A 17019-nucleotide genomic window follows, 5' to 3' on the forward strand; every position below is an offset into this window, starting at 1 on the left:
TCTCTTCTGTGGTGTCTGAAGTCGATACGAATGAGGTTGGAAATGTGCCGCCGCTGCCTGCAGGTCCTGCAGGCAGGGCGCCAGATTACACTTCCTCTACGGAGTTCGGCTCCGACCGTGAAAGGTCGATGCCCAGCTCTTCAGCGGCGCGGAACGATTCCTCGTCCGACTCACGCATTTCGATAGTGTTGCCGTCGGTACCGAGTACCTCGACGTTCAAGCACAGCGACTGCATTTCCTTGATGAGCACCTTGAACGATTCTGGAACACCAGGCTCTGGAACGTTCTCGCCCTTGACGATAGCTTCGTAGACCTTCACGCGGCCGTGGATGTCATCCGACTTGATGGTCAGGATTTCCTGCAGCGTGTAAGCGGCACCGTATGCTTCCAGTGCCCAAACTTCCATTTCACCGAAGCGCTGGCCACCGAACTGGGCCTTACCGCCCAGCGGCTGCTGGGTGATCATGGAGTATGGACCGGTGGAACGGGCGTGGATCTTGTCGTCCACCAGGTGGTGCAGCTTCAAGATGTACATGTAGCCCACGGATACCGGATCCGGCAGCGGGTCGCCGGAGCGTCCGTCGAACAGCTTCGCCTTGCCGGAGTTGCCAATCAGGCGCACGCCGTCACGGGTCTTGTTGGTCGAATCCAGGATGCCGCGGATCTCTTCTTCCGAAGCGCCATCGAAGACCGGGGTTGCCACGGTGGTGGAACCGGTTTCGCGAGGCAGGTTCGGCAGCGCGCTGACCCATTCAGGCTCGCCCTCGATCTTCCAGCCCTGCTTGGCAGCCCAGCCCAGGTGGATTTCCATGACCTGGCCGACGTTCATGCGGCCAGGAACACCCAGCGGGTTCAGGATGACATCCAGCGGGGTGCCGTCTTCGAGGAATGGCATGTCCTCCAGCGGCATGATGCGCGAGATGACGCCCTTGTTGCCGTGGCGGCCTGCAAGCTTGTCGCCAATGGAGATCTTGCGCTTCTGCGCAACGTAAACGCGGACCAGCTGGTTGACACCAGGCGACAGGTCGTCGTCGTTGTCGCGGTCGAAGATGCGCACGCCGATCACGGTGCCGGACTCGCCGTGCGGAACCTTCAGCGAGGTGTCGCGCACTTCGCGGGACTTCTCGCCGAAGATGGCACGCAGCAGGCGTTCTTCCGGGGTCAGCTCGGTCTCGCCCTTAGGGGTGACACGGCCAACCAGCACGTCGCCGGCCTCGACCTCTGCACCGATGTAGACGATGCCGCGGTCATCGAGCTGGGAGAGGATGTCTTCCGAGACATTCGGGATGTCGCGGGTGATTTCCTCGGCACCCAGCTTGGTATCGCGGGCGTCGACCTCGTGCTCTTCGATGTGGATCGAGGTGAGCACGTCGTCGAAGATCATGCGCTGGGAGAGGATGATCGCATCCTCGTAGTTGTAGCCTTCCCAGGACATGAATGCCACGAGCAGGTTCTTGCCCAGCGAGAGCTCGCCCGAGTCGGTCGACGGGCCGTCGGCGATGATCGACTGGTACTCCAGGCGGTCGCCTTCCGAAACGCGCACGCGCTGGTTGTAGGCGTTGCCCTGGTTGGAGCGGGCGAACTTCATGATCGGGTACATCGACTCGGTGCCGTCATCGTTCATGACGACAACCAGGTCAGCCGAAACCTCGGTGACCACGCCAGGCTTGGATGCGACCACGGAGTCGCCGGCGTCAACTGCGGCGAACTTCTCCATGCCGGTACCCACCAGCGGGCGCTCGGACTTCAGCAGCGGCACAGCCTGGCGCTGCATGTTGGCGCCCATCAGCGCGCGGTTGGCGTCGTCGTGCTCGAGGAATGGAATCAGCGCGGTAGCGACCGACACCATCTGGCGAGGCGAAACGTCCATGAAGGTCACTTCATCGGCGTCGACGATGACAGGCTCGCCGCCACCGCCCTTTTCGCGGACCAGCACGGTGTTTTCGACGAAGCGGCCGTTCTCATCCAGCGGCGCGTTGGCCTGCGCGATGTAGTGCTGCAGCTCGTCGTCCGCGGTCAGGTATTCGACCTCGTTGGACACCAGGCCGTTGGAGACCTTGCGGTACGGGGTCTCGATGAAGCCGAAGGCGTTGATGCGGCCGTAGGTAGCCAACGAACCGATCAGGCCGATGTTCGGGCCTTCGGGGGTTTCAATCGGGCACATGCGTCCGTAGTGCGAAGGGTGCACGTCTCGGACTTCCATGCCTGCGCGGTCGCGGGACAGGCCGCCTGGGCCCAGAGCCGACAGGCGGCGCTTGTGGGTCAGGCCGGCCAGCGGGTTGTTCTGGTCCATGAACTGCGAGAGCTGCGAAGTACCGAAGAACTCCTTGATCGCAGCCACGACAGGGCGGATGTTGATCAGGGTCTGCGGTGTGATCGCCTCGACGTCCTGCGTGGTCATGCGCTCGCGCACAACACGCTCCATGCGGGACAGGCCGGTGCGGACCTGGTTCTCGATCAGTTCGCCCACGGCGCGGATGCGGCGGTTGCCGAAGTGGTCGATGTCGTCGACGTTCACAGGAATATCGACGATCTCGCCCTTGCGGGTACCCTGGACAGTCTTCTCGCCTGCGTGCAGTGCAACGAGGTAGCGGATCATGGCCACCAGGTCGTCCAGCGACAGCACCGAAGCGTTCTCGGCGTTGACCGGAGTCTCCACGCCCAGCTTGCGGTTGAGCTTGTAGCGGCCGACCTTTGCCAGGTCGTAGCGCTTTGGCTCGAAGTACATGTTCTTCAGCAGTGCCTGGGCAGCCTCAACCGTAGGAGGCTCGCCTGGACGCAGCTTGCGGTAGATGTCCAGCAGGGCTTCGTTCTGATCCTTGATGCTGTCCTTTTCCAAGGTAGCGCGCATCGAATCGTACTGGCCGAACTCGGACAGGATCTGCTCTTCGCTCCAGCCCAGGGCCTTGAGCAAGACAGTGACCGACTGCTTGCGCTTGCGGTCAAGGCGTACGCCGATCTGGTCGCGCTTGTCGATTTCCAGCTCGAACCAAGCACCACGCGATGGGATGATGCGTGCCGAGAAGATCGTCTTGTCACTGGTCTTGTCCGGCGCGGACTCGAAGTATGCGCCTGGGGAACGAACCAGCTGGGAAACAACGACACGCTCGGTGCCGTTGATGATGAAGGTGCCCTTTTCGGTCATCAGCGGGAAATCGCCCATGAACACGGTCTGCTGCTTGATTTCGCCGGTTTCATTGTTCATGAATTCGGCCTTGACATACAGCGGTGCCGCGTAGGTGGCGTCGCGGTCCTTGCACTCAGCGATCGAGTACTTTGGATCAGCGAACTCCGGATCCGAGAAGCTCAAGGACATGGTGTCCTGGAAGTCCTCGATCGGGGAGATTTCCTCGAAGATTTCTGCCAGGCCCGAGGTGTTGGGCACGCTGAAGTCGCCAGCGGCTTCTGCCTTGGCCAGGCGCTCTACCCAGTTCTGGTTGCCGACGAGGCGGTCAAAGCTCTCCGTCTGCAATGCCAGCAGGTTAGGCACTTCAAGGGGTTCGTGAATCTTTGCAAAAGAAAGTCGGCCAGCGTATGCAGCATCGCGAGCCGAACTAGCGGTTTGGTTGTTAGGGTTGCTCGAGGCGACCAAGATGGATCCTTCCAAAGACCGTCAGGTTTCCGAACGCTTACCGTGCTAAGGTTCCTGCCATAGGACAGTTCCTCTTTTTTCGTCCGCACGAACCCACCGCTATATGAAGGCCGCGCGCGCAAACAGCAAGGCGCAAATTTCCACTCTACCGGAGGAAAATCCGGTTGTCGATACTCGGTGCAGAAATTCGTGCTATAGTTTTCGCCCCCACTTTCGCCCAGTCCCCCCATTTCGTCGCCTCGGCTCAGCTCCGTCACGAATCCTGGCGTGATCGTTCCACGAGAACCGCACGCATTTTCCCAACTGATGCGCGAGTTTGCGCCGGTTGCCCAGAAAAGCAGAGGCTCGGGATGCGTTGAAAGCATGATTCATATTCCGGACATCCGGCATCGCTATGCGTTTTGTCACATCCAAGTTCGAAGAGTTCCAAAACCATCAAGATCCGGGATTCCAGCGTCCCGGTAAGCTTCGCTGCGAACCTTACCTGGTCATCCGGAAACGTTGTACCGCTTTCTCCCGAGCAGGTAAGAAGCGTCCACGCCGTCGTGTGTCCGGTGGCTTCTTCCATGGCCACTAGCTATGATCGAGCAAACATCCACGGTTAGGAGACGAAGTGAATAAGCTGCAATCAGATGAAGCACTGACCCGAGTCACCCTCGACGCCTCGCGCAGGAACATCCCGATTGAGATTGTCCCTCGCGACAAGGTCCGTTCTCTGGAAGAGGCAGCGGACGCCATGGGTATCTCGACCTCGGCACTGCTCAAGACACTGGTGATCAAACGCGCGGATGGCACCTTCGTCTTCGCGCTCATTCCCGGTGGACGGAAACTTGATTGGGCGAAGCTTCGTGGCGTCATGGGAGTCAACAAGCTCTCGCTGCCATCCTCCGATATCGCTTGGGATGTCACGCACTACGAGAGCGGAACGATCACTCCTTTCGGCTCCCACACGGTACTGCCGGTATACGTCGATGCCAGCGTCTTCGAAGAGCCTGTTCCAGAACAGATCGGCTTGGGCAGCGGAGACCGCTCCCATGGGCTACTCGTTCGCGCCAAGGATTTGGTTAGCGGATTTGATGCCACGATTGCTGATATTTCGACTCCGGAATAACCAGCCCAGGCTTGGCAAATATTTTCTTGGTCGAAGCCTGCGCTGCAGTCAATCCCCTGATCGTTGCGTTGCGCAGCGGCAGCCCCAATGGCTGCTCGACGAAGCGTGCCACCAGGTAGGCGATGACCAGCATCAGCACCAGCACACCGGCTAGCAGGACGTACTTGTTCACGGCATCGTGCAGCTGGTCGATCAGCCACCAACCCCACAACTGGTGCACCAGGTACAACGGGTAGGTCAGGGAACCTGCCACTGCGAGCCACTTGCCCTGGACGTTCTTGAGCGGGGTCAGGGTACACGCTGCCAGCAGGGCCACGCACAGTACGGTCAGCAGCTGGAAATGCCAAGCGGGGATATCCAGGCCTGAGAGCAAGTCCGCGTCATTGCGCCCCTTGATGCCGGTAAAGAATGCTGCGATGGCCGTATTGGCAGCGACCATGAACCACCGCAGAAGGCTATGGCCGCTTTGATAGATCAAGAAGAGCACCATACCGGCCGCGAACAATGCCGCATACTGTCCTGCGATCCATTCCTGAAGCTTGTCCAAGCTGGTGAAATGCAGGTACAGGCCCAATGCTGGCCAAACAGCCGAAAGCACAAGGATGTGCTTGTTCTTCACGAAGCCCAAGGACAAGAGCACGGCGAGCAGCACGTAGAAACGCAACTCGACCCACAGTGTCCAGTAGACGCCGTCCATATCGGTGATGCCGAATCCAGCCTGCATCATGGTCAGGTTGGGAAGAATATCGCTGGCTGACCTGCCTTCGTTACCGGAGGGCCAGATGCGAAGGGAGAGTACTGCCGCTGCGATCACCGCGAGCCAGTACGCCGGGTAGAGCCTTCCGACGCGCGAACCGATGAAGCCAATGACGTTCTTCCCCTGGAGGGACATCAGGATCACGAAGCCCGATATCAGGAAGAACAGCTGGACGCCCAGCTGTCCATAGCGGGTGAATTCGGAAAGCACCGGCCAGAACTCGGCAGCTTGCGTTCCCCAATGATCGTGTCCCCATGCGGTGTAGTGGTAGAGCACGACAATCAGCGCAGCAGTGATTCTCAGGGCGTCTAGGAGCCCTAGGCGCGGTGCTGGCTTCTGGGTCTGGGTAGCGACGGTTTTTGGCACATTTTCACTGTAAACAATGAACTTGAATGAACCCTGTTAATAGAAACGTTATAAAACTATTGGTATCAATTTCCCAGCTTAACGGCCAAAGGCCCACAGACTTTCGTCTGTGGACCTTTGGCAATAAGTTGCGAGTGACCGCTGAACTTACTTAACGGTGACGGTTGCGCCGGCAGCTTCCAGAGCTTCCTTAGCCTTCTCGGCTGCGTCCTTGGCAACGCCTTCCAGCAGAGCCTTTGGAGCGCCGTCAACGAGCTCCTTAGCTTCCTTCAGACCCAGGGAGGTGATGCCGCGAACTTCCTTGATGACTGCGATCTTCTTGTCGCCAGCCGATTCGAGGATTACGTCGAATTCGGTCTTCTCTTCAGCAGCAGCTTCGCCGCCGCCAGCTGGACCAGCAACTGCAACAGCAGCAGCGGTTACGTCGAAGGTCTCTTCGAATTCCTTAACGAACTCGGACAGTTCGATGATGGTCATTTCCTTGAATGCGGAAAGCAGCTCTTCGTTGCTGAGCTTCGCCATGATGGGCGTCCTTTCGGTTTTTGGCCTTGAGGGCCGATGAATTTGGGTTTACGTTGCGAGAGAACTCGAAAGCTTAGGCTTCTGCCGGAGCTTCCTCGGCAGCTTCGCCACCGTTCTCTTCGAGCTTTGCACGCAGAGCTTCGACAGCGCGGGCAGCAGCGGAAGCTGGAGCCTGCAGCACTGCTGCAACGCGGGCGAGCTGAGTTTCGCGGGATTCCAGCGCAGCCAGAGCAGCGATGCCGCTCTGATCCAGTGCCTTGCCTTCGAACCAACCGGTCTTGATGACCAGCTTGTCGTTAGTCTTGGCGAATTCCGTGAGGCTCTTAGCGGCAGCAACTGCGTCGCCCTTGATGAAGGCGATTGCGGTTGGACCAGAAAGCTGCTCATCGAAAGCATCGATGCCAGCGTTCTTCGCTGCGATTGCGGTCAAGGTGTTCTTCACGACTGCGTACTTGGTCTCCTGACCAAGCGAGCGGCGCAGATCCTTGAGCTGTGCAACGGTAAGCCCACGGTATTCGGTCAAGACAGCCGCCGACGAATCGTTGAATTCCGCAGTGATTTCTTCAATCGCTGCAGTCTTGCTTGGGGTTGCCATAACACTCCTTCCGGGGATTTGTTCGGTACCGTTTCAAAACCGGCGAGGCCATAAAAATAGCCCCGCGCAGGAGCACAGGGCGTTTCAACTTATTCAAAGTCAAAAAATCTATGTAACCTGCGTTGGTCATCCTTGCGGATCCTTAGGAACAAATGGAAACCAGATGTTCAACCGACGGTCTTCGGTAGTTCCAGTTTATAGGAGCAGTCGACGCGACAGCAAATCAATGCCGGAAGCATCCCCATGATCCTGGTCACTGGGAAGATAAAAATTAGAATGGCGGGGCTCGTTTGCCCACGCTTGGGGAACGCTGGCAACAAGCCCCGCCGACATGAAAGTCTTGGGGAAACTTTCGTGCCTCGCCCGCGTAGGGCCTTGGGGGATCCATACGCGGACGACCGAATACTCGGTAGTCAAAGCTTATCACCGGCGGCCGCCCGGCATGAAACGCAGACATGCTTTCGTGCGCCGGCAGCGAAGGAAGTTATTGGCTTAAAAGTTGAGGGAGCATGCCGAATTTCGACATGCTCCCTCAAACTAGCTAGCTACTAGGCTTAGGCCTCAACGCGGGTTACGTTCGCGTCAACAGGAATACCTGGACCGAAGGTGGTAGCGATGGTTGCCTTAGAGATGTAGCGGCCCTTCGAAGCCGAAGGCTTCAGGCGCAGAACCTCGTCCAGGGCTGCTGCGTAGTTCTCGGTCAGCTGCTTTGCATCGAACGAAACCTTGCCAATGATGAAGTGCAGGTTCGAGTGCTTGTCGACGCGGAAGTCGATCTTGCCGCCCTTGATGTCGGTGACAGCCTTGGCCACGTCCATGGTCACGGTGCCGGTCTTAGGGTTTGGCATCAGGTTACGAGGACCCAGAACCTTACCCAAGCGGCCAACCTTGCCCATGAGGTCAGGGGTTGCAACTGCTGCGTCGAAGTCGGTCCAGCCGCCCTGGATCTTTTCGATCAGGTCGTCCGAGCCAACAAAGTCGGCGCCAGCTTCACGAGCTGCTTCTGCCTTGTCGCCGTTAGCGAAAACAACCACGCGGGCGGTCTTGCCGGTGCCGTGTGGAAGGTTCACGGTACCGCGAACCATCTGGTCAGCCTTGCGTGGGTCAACACCCAAGCGGAAAGCAACCTCAACGGTCGAGTTTGCCTTGTCGCCTGCGATCTCCTTGGCCAGGGCGATTGCCTCGGCTGGAGCGTAGAACTTGTCCGCGTCGATCTTAGCCGCGGCGGCTACGTATGCTTTGCTGCGCTTTGCCATCTGCGTTATCTCCTTATGCAGTCGTGGTCATATGGACCGCGCCCGGTCCTGCCACGGGCGAATCGATCAACGGATCGAAACGCCTTAGATTAAATTCTTTGTTGCTGTTCACGTGGTGAATAGCGGAAGGCGCAATTAGCCTTCTACGGTCACACCCATGGAGCGGGCGGTGCCGGCGATGATCTTGGCTGCAGCAGCCAGATCGTTGGCGTTCAGGTCAGCCATCTTGGAGTTGGCGATTTCCTCGACCTGTGCCTGGGTCAGGTTGGCGACCTTGTTGGTGTGCGGGACACCCGAGCCCTTGGCGATGCCAGCGGCCTTCTTGATCAGCTCAGCTGCAGGCGGAGTCTTGGTGATGAAAGTGAACGAACGGTCTTCGTATACGGTGATTTCAACTGGAATCACGTTACCGCGCTGCGACTCGGTCGCTGCGTTGTAAGCCTTGCAGAATTCCATGATGTTGACGCCGTGCTGACCAAGGGCTGGACCGATTGGAGGAGCTGGGTTAGCAGCACCTGCCTGGATCTGCAGCTTGATGAGTCCGGTGACCTTTTTCTTTGGGGCCATGTCGGGTCCTTCTACTCTTGCGTTTCCCGCAGCACAGGAGCGTGGTACGGGGATCTGGCTGTCGTGGCGCGACAGCCAACCGTGCTCTCACATCGATAAGCGACCGATATGGAGCACGAAGACTTAATACTACTGGATCTTGGTGACCTGGTTGAAGTTCAGGGTCACTGGGGTTTCGCGTTCGAAGATCGAAACCAGCACGACCAGCTGAGCAGCATCCAGCTTGATTTCCGAGATGGTTGCCGGCATCGTCTCGAACGGTCCGTCGTTCACGATGACCGATTCGCCAACTTCGAAATCAACCGTGACCTCAGTAATTGGAGCACGGCCTGGCTTCGAAGCCGACGGCTGCTCTACCGGATCAACGATGGTGTGCTCCAGCATGGAGAACACTTCATCAAGGTTCAATGGGTTTGGATCGTGGGCGTTGCCAACGAATCCGGTGACACCTGGAGTGTGGCGAACAACACCCCACGAAGCGTCGGTCAGTTCCATGCGAACCAGGACGTAGCCCGGAATGCGCACGCGACGAACGATCTTGCGCTGGGTGTTCTTGACCTCAACGACCTCTTCCATTGGAACCTGGATGTCAAAGATGTACTCATCCATGTCCTGGGTCTGGATACGGGTCTCGAGGTTGACCTTCACGCGGTTTTCATAGCCAGCGTAGGTGTGGATCACAAACCAGTCACCCGGAAGGCGACGGAGCTTAGCGCGGAATTCTTCCTTGAGCTTTGCTGCGTTGTCTTCAGCTTCGGCTTCGTTGTCGTCGCCTTCAGCTTCTTCAGCTGCGCCTTCGGAAACCTGAGCGTCTTCAGCGTCCTGTGCTGGTGCTTCGGTTGGGTCGATGCCAGCTTCAACAGCTGGCTCTACCTGATCGCCGGCGGCTTCAACGAACTCGTTATCGACCTCGTCATTAATCTGCGGTTCGAGTTCCTTGTCGGACACTGCAGCTCCTGCTTTCTTTGACTGAATGACACTAAATTGCCTCGGGGTAATCATACCGCCGAGGCAAAAAAATTACTGTTCTACCTTGTTGGTGAACAGGAGGATCGACCCCTGCCCGAAGACGAAGTCCAGGGCCGTCACGATCAGCATCACCACGACTACGAAACCGACAACAACCAGGAAGTAATTCACCAGTTCGCTGCGGGTCGGGGTGACGACCTTTTTAAGTTCTGCGATTACCTGACGGAAAAACAAGAAGATCCGGGCAAAGAAACCCAACTTCTGTCCACCCTTACCGGAGCTGAGAGCAGATTCGGTCATGTTCTTCCTCGTTTCAAAAATTTGGCCAGTTGAAACAATCACGGTGTGCCATAGTCTATTCGACTGCAACACACCGTGATGAGATAATTCGCTAAGCGATAAATCGCTATTGCGCAGGGCAGACAGGACTCGAACCTGCAACCTGCGGTTTTGGAGACCGCTGCGCTACCAATTGCGCCACTACCCTTCGGAGCTTTTTACCGCTCCCACCTAGAACATCTTAGCGGATAAAACTTCCTGCTTTGTCCGTTGCGATGTCTCGGCAACGAGAAATAACTTTACGCAACGAAATCGGAAATGTCGAACTGACAACCTCCGGTGTGGCGCAGAACGCATTCCCGGACCCCGATTTGCACCTTATTGTGTCATTTTCAAGATTGTGATGCTGAAGTGCAGGGTCGCAAACTAAACTGAGGTGTAACAGCTGTCCCCATAGATTTCAGGACGAATCCCCAATGTCTCGCATTTCTCGCCGCATCGGCGCAATTTCCGAATCCGCGACTCTCGCAGTAGATGCCAAGGCGAAGGCTCTTAAAGCAGCAGGTCGACCAGTCATCGGTTTCGGTGCCGGTGAACCTGACTTCCCAACCCCTGACTACATTGTCGAAGCAGCAGTCAAGGCAGCCCAGGATCCGAAGAACCACCGGTACTCCCCTGCTGCCGGTCTTCCCGAGCTGCGCGAAGCAATCGCCACTAAGACCATGCGCGATTCGGGTTACGCACTGAACGCCAACCAGGTTCTGGTCACCAACGGCGGCAAGCAGGCGGTGTACAACACGTTTGCCACGCTGCTTGATCCAGGCGACGAGGTCATCGTTCCAGCGCCCTTCTGGACCACCTATCCTGAAGCCATCCAGCTTGCCGGAGGCAAGGCTGTATCGATCTTCGCCGGTCCAGAGCAGGGCTACAAGGTGACCGTTGAACAGCTTGAGTCCGTGCTGACCGAACGTACCAAGGTGCTGCTGTTCGTTTCCCCATCGAACCCGACCGGTGCGGTGTACACCCCAGAGCAGGTCCGCGAGATCGGCCAGTGGGCCGCATCCAAGGGCCTGTGGGTCGTTACCGATGAAATCTACGAGCACTTGACCTACGGCGATGCCTCTTTCAGCTCCATCGCGACCTTGGTCCCGGAGCTCGAAGATCGAGTTGTCATTCTCAACGGCGTCGCAAAGACCTATGCCATGACCGGCTGGCGCGTGGGTTGGATGGCAGGTCCACTGGATGTCATCAAGGCCGCCACTAACCTGCAGTCCCACGCGACCTCGAATGTTTCCAACGTCTCGCAGCGCGCCGCCTTGGCAGCCGTTGCCGGGCCACTGGATGCAGTCAACGAAATGAAGGTCGCCTTCAACCGTCGCCGGCTGGCCATCGTCGAGTCGCTGAACGCAATTGACGGACTGCACTGCCCAACCCCGGAGGGCGCGTTCTACGCCTACTCGGACGTGCGCGGATTGCTGGGTCGCGAGATCCGCGGAGTTGTGAACAACACCAGTGCAGAACTGGCGGCCTTCATCCTGGAGCACGCAGAAGTTGCCGTCGTTCCAGGTGAAGCGTTCGGCCCGTCCGGATACATCCGCATGTCCTATGCGCTCGGTGATGCAGACCTTGAAGAAGGCGTCGCGCGGATGGCCAAGCTGCTGGGCGAAGCCAAGTAAGCGAGACTCACCACGCAAGAAGCCGGGGAATCCACCACGATCATGGATTTCCCGGCTTCATTGTTTTTCCGCAATGCTGTTCAGAGGATCTTGCGGTCAACGGCCCAACGGGTGAGCTCATGCCGGTTTGATAGCTGGAGTTTGCGCAGCACATTTGAGACATGGGATTCCACGGTCTTCACTGAGATGAACAGCTCCTTGGCAACTTCCTTATAGCTGTATCCGCGGGCGATCAGCCGCATGACCTGCAATTCGCGGTCGGACAGCAGATCGAGTTCTTCATCAATTTCCGCCACCGGCGCGCTGCTGCCAAAGGCGTCCAAGACGAACCCTGCCAAGCGTGGCGAGAACACGGCATCTCCCCCGGCCACGCGCCGCACCGCATCAGAAATCTCCGCCCCGGAAATGCTCTTGGTGACGTACCCGCGGGCACCGGAACGAATAACCGTCACGACGTCCTGCGCCGCGTCGGAAACGCTCAATGCCAGAAAGCGCGTTGATCCCAGCAGCCCGGTGCAGCCCTTGAGCACTTCGGCCCCGCCGCCGCCGCGGCCGCCGGGCAGATGCACGTCCAATAGCACCACATCCGGCTGCTGCGCGCTGATCACCTCAATGGCGTCTTCCACGGTGCCGGCTTCGCCGACAATCTCGATATCCTGGGCCAAATCGGCACGTAATCCGGAGCGGAAGATGGCATGGTCATCCACCAGCACTACTCGGTACAGCCCGGAGGCGTTTTCTGCGCTCATATTCCTATTCTTCCTCCATGTCCAATGGCATGCTCAGCTGCACTTCAGTTCCGGATGCGCCGCTGCGGATCTGTGCCGTGCCGCCTGCGCGTTCCATGCGGCCAATGATTGATTCCCTGATGCCGTGACGATCCGCCGGTATTCCTTCGATGTCAAAACCTGTGCCGCGGTCGCGCACATACACTTCTACTTGCGCGGCCGAGCATTCGATGAAAACTGAAATCTTGCCATCAGCATGCTTGGCCGCGTTCATCATGGCCTCGCGGCTAGCGGCCACCAGTGCCTGCTGTCCGGCAAAGCCCTGCGCATTGCCTACCGAAACGACTTCGACATCGCGCAAGAGCAACTGTTCAATGTGGCTTGCCTCGTGCTGAATCTCAACGATGACATCTTCGTCATCAAGGTCGTGGTTGCCATACAGCCATTGGCGCAGTTCACGTTCCTGGACGCGTGCCAGGGTCCTCACCGCAGCCGGGTCTTCACTGCGTTTTTGAATCACCGCCAAGGTTTGCAAAACCGAATCATGCAGGTGAGCGGCGAACTCGGCTCGTTGGGCCGCAGCCTGTCGAGAGCTTCGTTCAGCGATGAAATCCCGCCATAGCCGGGTGCCCCAAGGAAGCAAGACAACGGTCGCGCCGACGATAATCGCCAAAGCCGCCCACAGGCCGCCGAGCAGGTCCGCGGCACCGACAATGTTTCCCAGCAAGGCCAGCAGCCCGCCGATAACCAGGACCAGCCCAAAGGCCAAGCGCAGCAGCAACGGCAGTGCCAGACGTTTCCTGCCCTCGGTGATTCCCTCATCGAATTGGATCCAGGCCAGCACAATGCCAGCAATAATGGACAAGGAAGGCCAGATCAGATCCCAGCGGATATTCCAGCCGGTCCATTGCCCGAAGGCCAGGACGGCGAGCGCCAGCAAGCCCGCACCGATTAACGTGTCACGCCAGGTGGAGTTCCTTTCCCACCCTTCGCGTGGCCGGAAAATGCCTTGCTGCACTCGGTTCATCTCTTCAGCAAGGCTGCGAGACCTGGTGCCCCAGGAGCGGAGCTCGTCCGCGTGCGCTTCTTCTGCGCTCGGGACGAATACCCAGAGCCAGGCATAGAGCAGTATGCCGACGCCGCCTAAAACGGACAGTCCCAGAAACCCCAGCCGGACGTACTTCAGCGGCAGATTCAGATGCTCCGCGAGGCCGCCGCAGACACCAGCAACGAGCCGGTTTTCGCTGCGAACCATCAAACGTCGTTCAGGACTTTCCATGGTTCTAAGTCAAGCACGTTCTTGGCGATTCTTCGCGGTTGATCACCGGATCTAGGGGCACCCCTAGGGGAAGTTCAGGGAATCCCCTCATAGCGCTGGACCCCGGCAACGCGAGAACATTGAACTATGAATAACGAAGGGTCTCAACGTCGTCGCGGCATATACGAACAGCTGCGCAAATCACCGGTCACCCGCCAGGACTCGCAGTGGCTCGGTGGCGTCGCAACTGGCGTGGCCGATTATTTCAAGGTCGATGTGGTCCTGATCCGCGGCATCTTCGTGGTGCTCGGTGTCCTCGGCGGCTTGGGCATGGTGCTCTACGGTCTGGCTTGGGCATTGCTGCCTGATGCCGCTGGAAAGATGCATCTGGAAAGTGCAGTGAATCGCAACTGGACCAGCGGCATGACCGGCGCAGTCATCATCTTTGCGTTTGGCATCTTCCCGGCTCCCTGGTTCTTGGATTCGCTGGCACCGATCTTGTGGCCCGTGGCAATTGTCGCGGCCATCGCATTCATCATCTTCAGCAGGAAAAACACCCGATTTGCGCGGCCGGACGGGGCCCGAAAGACGGCGCCAACCGGTACCAGTCCTGCCGCCTCGCCCAAGCCTGCCAGCAAGACCACGGCGCTGGAGCATCCATGGCGTGGAGATGGCACCCAGAGTTTCAATGCAAGCGCGGCGAACCGGTTCGCGGCCGGTAATCGAGATGCGCCAACCAAGGAGCACCCCATGAGTTCAGATGATTCTGGCCCCACACGCCAGCACGAGAATAGCTACTCACCAGATCCTGCATACACCAAGGCCTACAACCCCAAGGTGAATCGCAAGACGGTCAGCCACCCGATTCCGGGATGGCTCGGAACGACCGTCTTCGGCCTCACCGTGCTGGTGATCGCTGTGGTCATGCTGTCCGATTACTTGGATATCGTTGCTTTGCCTGGTTCGGGCTGGACGGTGGCCTTGGCTTGCGGACTGCTGCTGGTTGGGCTCGTCATAGTCCTGGCCGCCCTTTCCGGGCGCACCAGTGGGGGCCTCTTGGGCTTGGCAATTCCTCTGCTGGTGTTGACGGTGATCTTCTCTGTAACGTCCTTCAGTGATTCAACCCGCGGGTTCGTTCGCTCGGCAACCGGAGACGACAGCCAGTACAGTGCAGCATTCAGCAGCTCCACGGTAGACCTGACCCATTTGGGCACGATTACCAAGCCCACTACGGTAGAGATCGACTCCGTATTTTCCAAGCTGGACCTGCTCCTGCCGGAGAATGTTCCGGTGAAGGTACAAACCGAAGGCGCGTTCCTATCCGGCATGGACTTGGAGCTGCCTCAGGATCTGCGGACCTTGCCCGGCGATGCACCAACGCTGACCGTTGAAGTCGACGGCGCTTTTTCCTCCTTCTCCACCAGCGTCGATACTCCCACCATCCTGAACCCCAGCAACAAGGATTTCTAAGGACTGAGCTTCATGAATTCTTCTTCCACTCCAGCTAGAAAATTCCCTACCGGAACCTTGGTCTTCGGGCTGATCATGATCGTTGTCGCCCTGGCATCGCTCAGCCGACTGGTTCTGCAATGGAGTTTCGACATGCCGTTGTTCTTCATCACCATCGTCGCGTTGGCTGGTGTTGCCATGATCTTCTCCGGTCTGGCCGCGGCCGGCAAGGCCCGGAAATCCGCAGCTGAACCACCTCTGCCCACGGACCCCAACCTCTAAGTTTCCACGCTTTTCCAACTATTAGGAGTTATCTGATGGACGCATTCTTCAACTCGCTTCGTTCCATGCCGCTTCGCCGCGGACCAGGCCGCTTGGCCGGCGGCGTCGCCGGAGGCATTGCCGACAAGTTCGGATGGGATGTCACCTTGGTGCGCATTGCGCTGCTGCTTTCGTTCCTGCTCCCGGTCATGGGCATTGCCGCATATATTCTGGCGTGGATCCTGATCCCGGCACAGGACAACACCATCATCTTGCAGAACTGGCTGCGCAAATTCTAGGTTCTGGTCCCGACCGGCCAACTCGGCGAACGAGGTTTGGCGCCATGATCCGGCTAGGGCGGGTCTCACGCACATCCGTGACGTGAGACTCGCCCTAGTGGCTTTAAGCACGTACAATGGCACGCAGAGTAGATGCTCAATGGCGCGCGGATATTGAATGACATCCGAATGGAAATCCTTATTGTCGCAGCTATATCGGGAGCCTGCTTGCTCCAGCTGCTGCACAAGGCTTTCCCTTTACTAAGCGAGGGCCAATGCGCATTGGAATCATGACCTCGGGCGGCGACTGCCCAGGTTTGAACGCTGTTATCCGCGGAGCGGTACTGAACGGCATCAAAAGCTACGATTACGAGTTCGTCGGTTTCCGCGACGGCTGGCGTGGCGTCAAGGAAGGCGACTACTTTGATCTTCCCCGAACCGCTGTGCGCGGCATCGCCAAGCAGGGCGGCACCATCTTAGGTACCTCGCGCACGAATGCGTTCGAGGGTGATCTCGGTGGCGCCGAGAACATTTCCAAAGTCCTCAAGTCCAATGGCATCGATTCGCTGATCGCCATCGGCGGCGAAGGCACGCTCGCCGGCGCCCAGCGCCTCTGCGAGGCGGGCCTGCCTATCGTTGGCGTCCCCAAGACCATTGACAATGACCTGGACGCCACGGACTACACCTTCGGTTTCGATACCGCCAACCAGATCGCCGTCGAAGCCATCGACCGCCTGCGCACCACCGGCGACTCGCACCACCGCTGCATGGTCGCTGAAGTGATGGGCCGGCACGTGGGCTGGATTGCCCTGCACGCGGGCATGGCATCCGGTGCGCACGCCGTACTCATCCCGGAGGTATCCACCACCATGGAGCAGATCTGCCAGTGGGTGAACGAAGCCCATGAACGCGGACGCGCCCCATTGGTAGTTGTCGCCGAAGGCTTCGTGCCCGAAGGCATGGAAGAGGCCTTCTCGGTACGCGGCCTCGACTCTTTCGGCCGTGCTCGCCTTGGCGGCATTGGCGAGATGCTCGCGCCAGTGATCGAGGAACGTACCGGCATTGAAACGCGTGCAACCGTGCTGGGGCATATTCAGCGTGGCGGCGTGCCTACGGCTTTCGACCGTGTCCTTGCCACCCGTTTGGGAATGGCAGCTGTGGATTCCATTCACGCCGAGGCATGGGGAACCATGGTGGCATTGCACGGCACCAAGGTGCTGCGCGTGCCTCTGCGGGCCGCCTTGAACAACCTCAAGCGCGTGCCCATGGAACGCTACGAAGAAGCGGCTGTGCTCTTCGGCTGATCCTGGAGACGCAACAAGGGCGTGGGGTGAAATGCCTTGGAAAGCATTTCA

General features: G+C 58.5%; 16 protein-coding genes and 1 tRNA gene. 6 read left to right on the forward strand and 11 right to left on the reverse strand.

All coding sequences use genetic code 11. From position 1 onward, the window contains the following. Positions 1-85 precede the first annotated feature (85 nt). The gene (gene rpoB, locus ATK23_RS08505) at positions 86-3592 is read right to left on the reverse strand and encodes a DNA-directed RNA polymerase subunit beta (protein WP_038992208.1); all 3507 of its coding nucleotides are present in this window, start codon (positions 3590-3592) and stop codon (positions 86-88) included. Positions 3593-4205: 613 nt separating this feature from the next. On the opposite strand from rpoB, the gene ATK23_RS08510 reads away from it, so the two are divergent. Beyond that, on the forward strand, positions 4206-4703 hold the full coding sequence (locus ATK23_RS08510; protein ID WP_083515553.1) for an aminoacyl-tRNA deacylase: 498 nt from the start codon (positions 4206-4208) through the stop codon (positions 4701-4703). On the opposite strand, the gene ATK23_RS08515 is transcribed toward ATK23_RS08510, so the two are convergent. The 8 genes from ATK23_RS08515 to ATK23_RS08550 form a co-directional block, all read right to left on the reverse strand. Further along, on the reverse strand, positions 4657-5826 hold the full coding sequence (locus ATK23_RS08515) for an acyltransferase family protein (RefSeq protein WP_066140750.1): 1170 nt from the start codon (positions 5824-5826) through the stop codon (positions 4657-4659). The genes ATK23_RS08510 and ATK23_RS08515 overlap by 47 nt on opposite strands. A gap of 147 nt (positions 5827-5973) precedes the next feature. After that, a complete protein-coding gene (gene rplL / locus ATK23_RS08520) occupies positions 5974-6348 on the reverse strand; it encodes a 50S ribosomal protein L7/L12 (protein WP_066140753.1) in 375 nt (124 codons plus the stop codon). 73 nt (positions 6349-6421) lie between these two features. After that, positions 6422-6943 (reverse strand): 50S ribosomal protein L10, encoded by a 522-nt coding sequence (gene rplJ, locus ATK23_RS08525; RefSeq protein ID WP_038992211.1) that lies wholly within the window; start codon positions 6941-6943, stop codon positions 6422-6424. 554 nt (positions 6944-7497) lie between these two features. Then, on the reverse strand, positions 7498-8199 hold the full coding sequence (gene rplA / locus ATK23_RS08530) for a 50S ribosomal protein L1 (protein WP_038992212.1): 702 nt from the start codon (positions 8197-8199) through the stop codon (positions 7498-7500). A 135-nt stretch (positions 8200-8334) separates the two neighbouring features. Next, positions 8335-8766 (reverse strand): 50S ribosomal protein L11, encoded by a 432-nt coding sequence (gene rplK, locus ATK23_RS08535; RefSeq protein WP_066140756.1) that lies wholly within the window; start codon positions 8764-8766, stop codon positions 8335-8337. 129 nt (positions 8767-8895) lie between these two features. Then, positions 8896-9714: a transcription termination/antitermination protein NusG gene (nusG, locus tag ATK23_RS08540; RefSeq protein ID WP_066140759.1), complete on the reverse strand. Its 819-nt coding sequence runs from the start codon at positions 9712-9714 to the stop codon at positions 8896-8898. 72 nt (positions 9715-9786) lie between these two features. Next, positions 9787-10035, reverse strand: a complete 249-nt coding sequence (gene secE / locus ATK23_RS08545) for a preprotein translocase subunit SecE (protein ID WP_038992215.1) — start codon at positions 10033-10035, stop codon at positions 9787-9789. 114 nt (positions 10036-10149) lie between these two features. Further along, positions 10150-10222 (reverse strand) — tRNA-Trp (locus tag ATK23_RS08550). Positions 10223-10490: 268 nt separating this feature from the next. Between ATK23_RS08550 and ATK23_RS08555 the strand changes: the two genes are divergently transcribed. Continuing rightward, on the forward strand, positions 10491-11690 hold the full coding sequence (locus ATK23_RS08555) for a pyridoxal phosphate-dependent aminotransferase (RefSeq protein ID WP_038992216.1): 1200 nt from the start codon (positions 10491-10493) through the stop codon (positions 11688-11690). An 80-nt stretch (positions 11691-11770) separates the two neighbouring features. Here the strand turns inward: ATK23_RS08555 and ATK23_RS08560 are convergent, their stop codons facing one another. Both ATK23_RS08560 and ATK23_RS08565 read right to left on the reverse strand, forming a co-directional pair. Beyond that, positions 11771-12439 carry a LuxR C-terminal-related transcriptional regulator gene (locus ATK23_RS08560; protein WP_066140762.1) on the reverse strand — a complete coding sequence of 223 codons (669 nt, stop codon included), beginning with the start codon at positions 12437-12439 and terminating at the stop codon, positions 11771-11773. A 4-nt stretch (positions 12440-12443) separates the two neighbouring features. Further along, entirely contained in the window at positions 12444-13697 is a 1254-nt protein-coding gene (locus ATK23_RS08565; RefSeq protein WP_073705891.1) for an ATP-binding protein, read from the reverse strand. A 126-nt stretch (positions 13698-13823) separates the two neighbouring features. On the opposite strand from ATK23_RS08565, the gene ATK23_RS08570 reads away from it, so the two are divergent. The 4 genes from ATK23_RS08570 (at position 13824) to ATK23_RS08585 (ending at position 16968) form a co-directional block, all read left to right on the forward strand. After that, a complete protein-coding gene (locus ATK23_RS08570) occupies positions 13824-15146 on the forward strand; it encodes a PspC domain-containing protein (RefSeq protein WP_066140769.1) in 1323 nt (440 codons plus the stop codon). A gap of 12 nt (positions 15147-15158) precedes the next feature. Beyond that, entirely contained in the window at positions 15159-15407 is a 249-nt protein-coding gene (locus ATK23_RS08575) for a hypothetical protein (protein WP_141356555.1), read from the forward strand. Between the two features lie 35 nt (positions 15408-15442). After that, a complete protein-coding gene (locus ATK23_RS08580; RefSeq protein ID WP_038992221.1) occupies positions 15443-15685 on the forward strand; it encodes a PspC domain-containing protein in 243 nt (80 codons plus the stop codon). Between the two features lie 254 nt (positions 15686-15939). Further along, positions 15940-16968 carry a 6-phosphofructokinase gene (locus ATK23_RS08585; RefSeq protein WP_038992222.1) on the forward strand — a complete coding sequence of 343 codons (1029 nt, stop codon included), beginning with the start codon at positions 15940-15942 and terminating at the stop codon, positions 16966-16968. Positions 16969-17019: the final 51 nt, after the last annotated feature.

Source organism: Glutamicibacter nicotianae (assembly GCF_002797775.1).
GTDB classification, from domain to species: Bacteria; Actinomycetota; Actinomycetes; order Actinomycetales; family Micrococcaceae; genus Glutamicibacter; species Glutamicibacter nicotianae.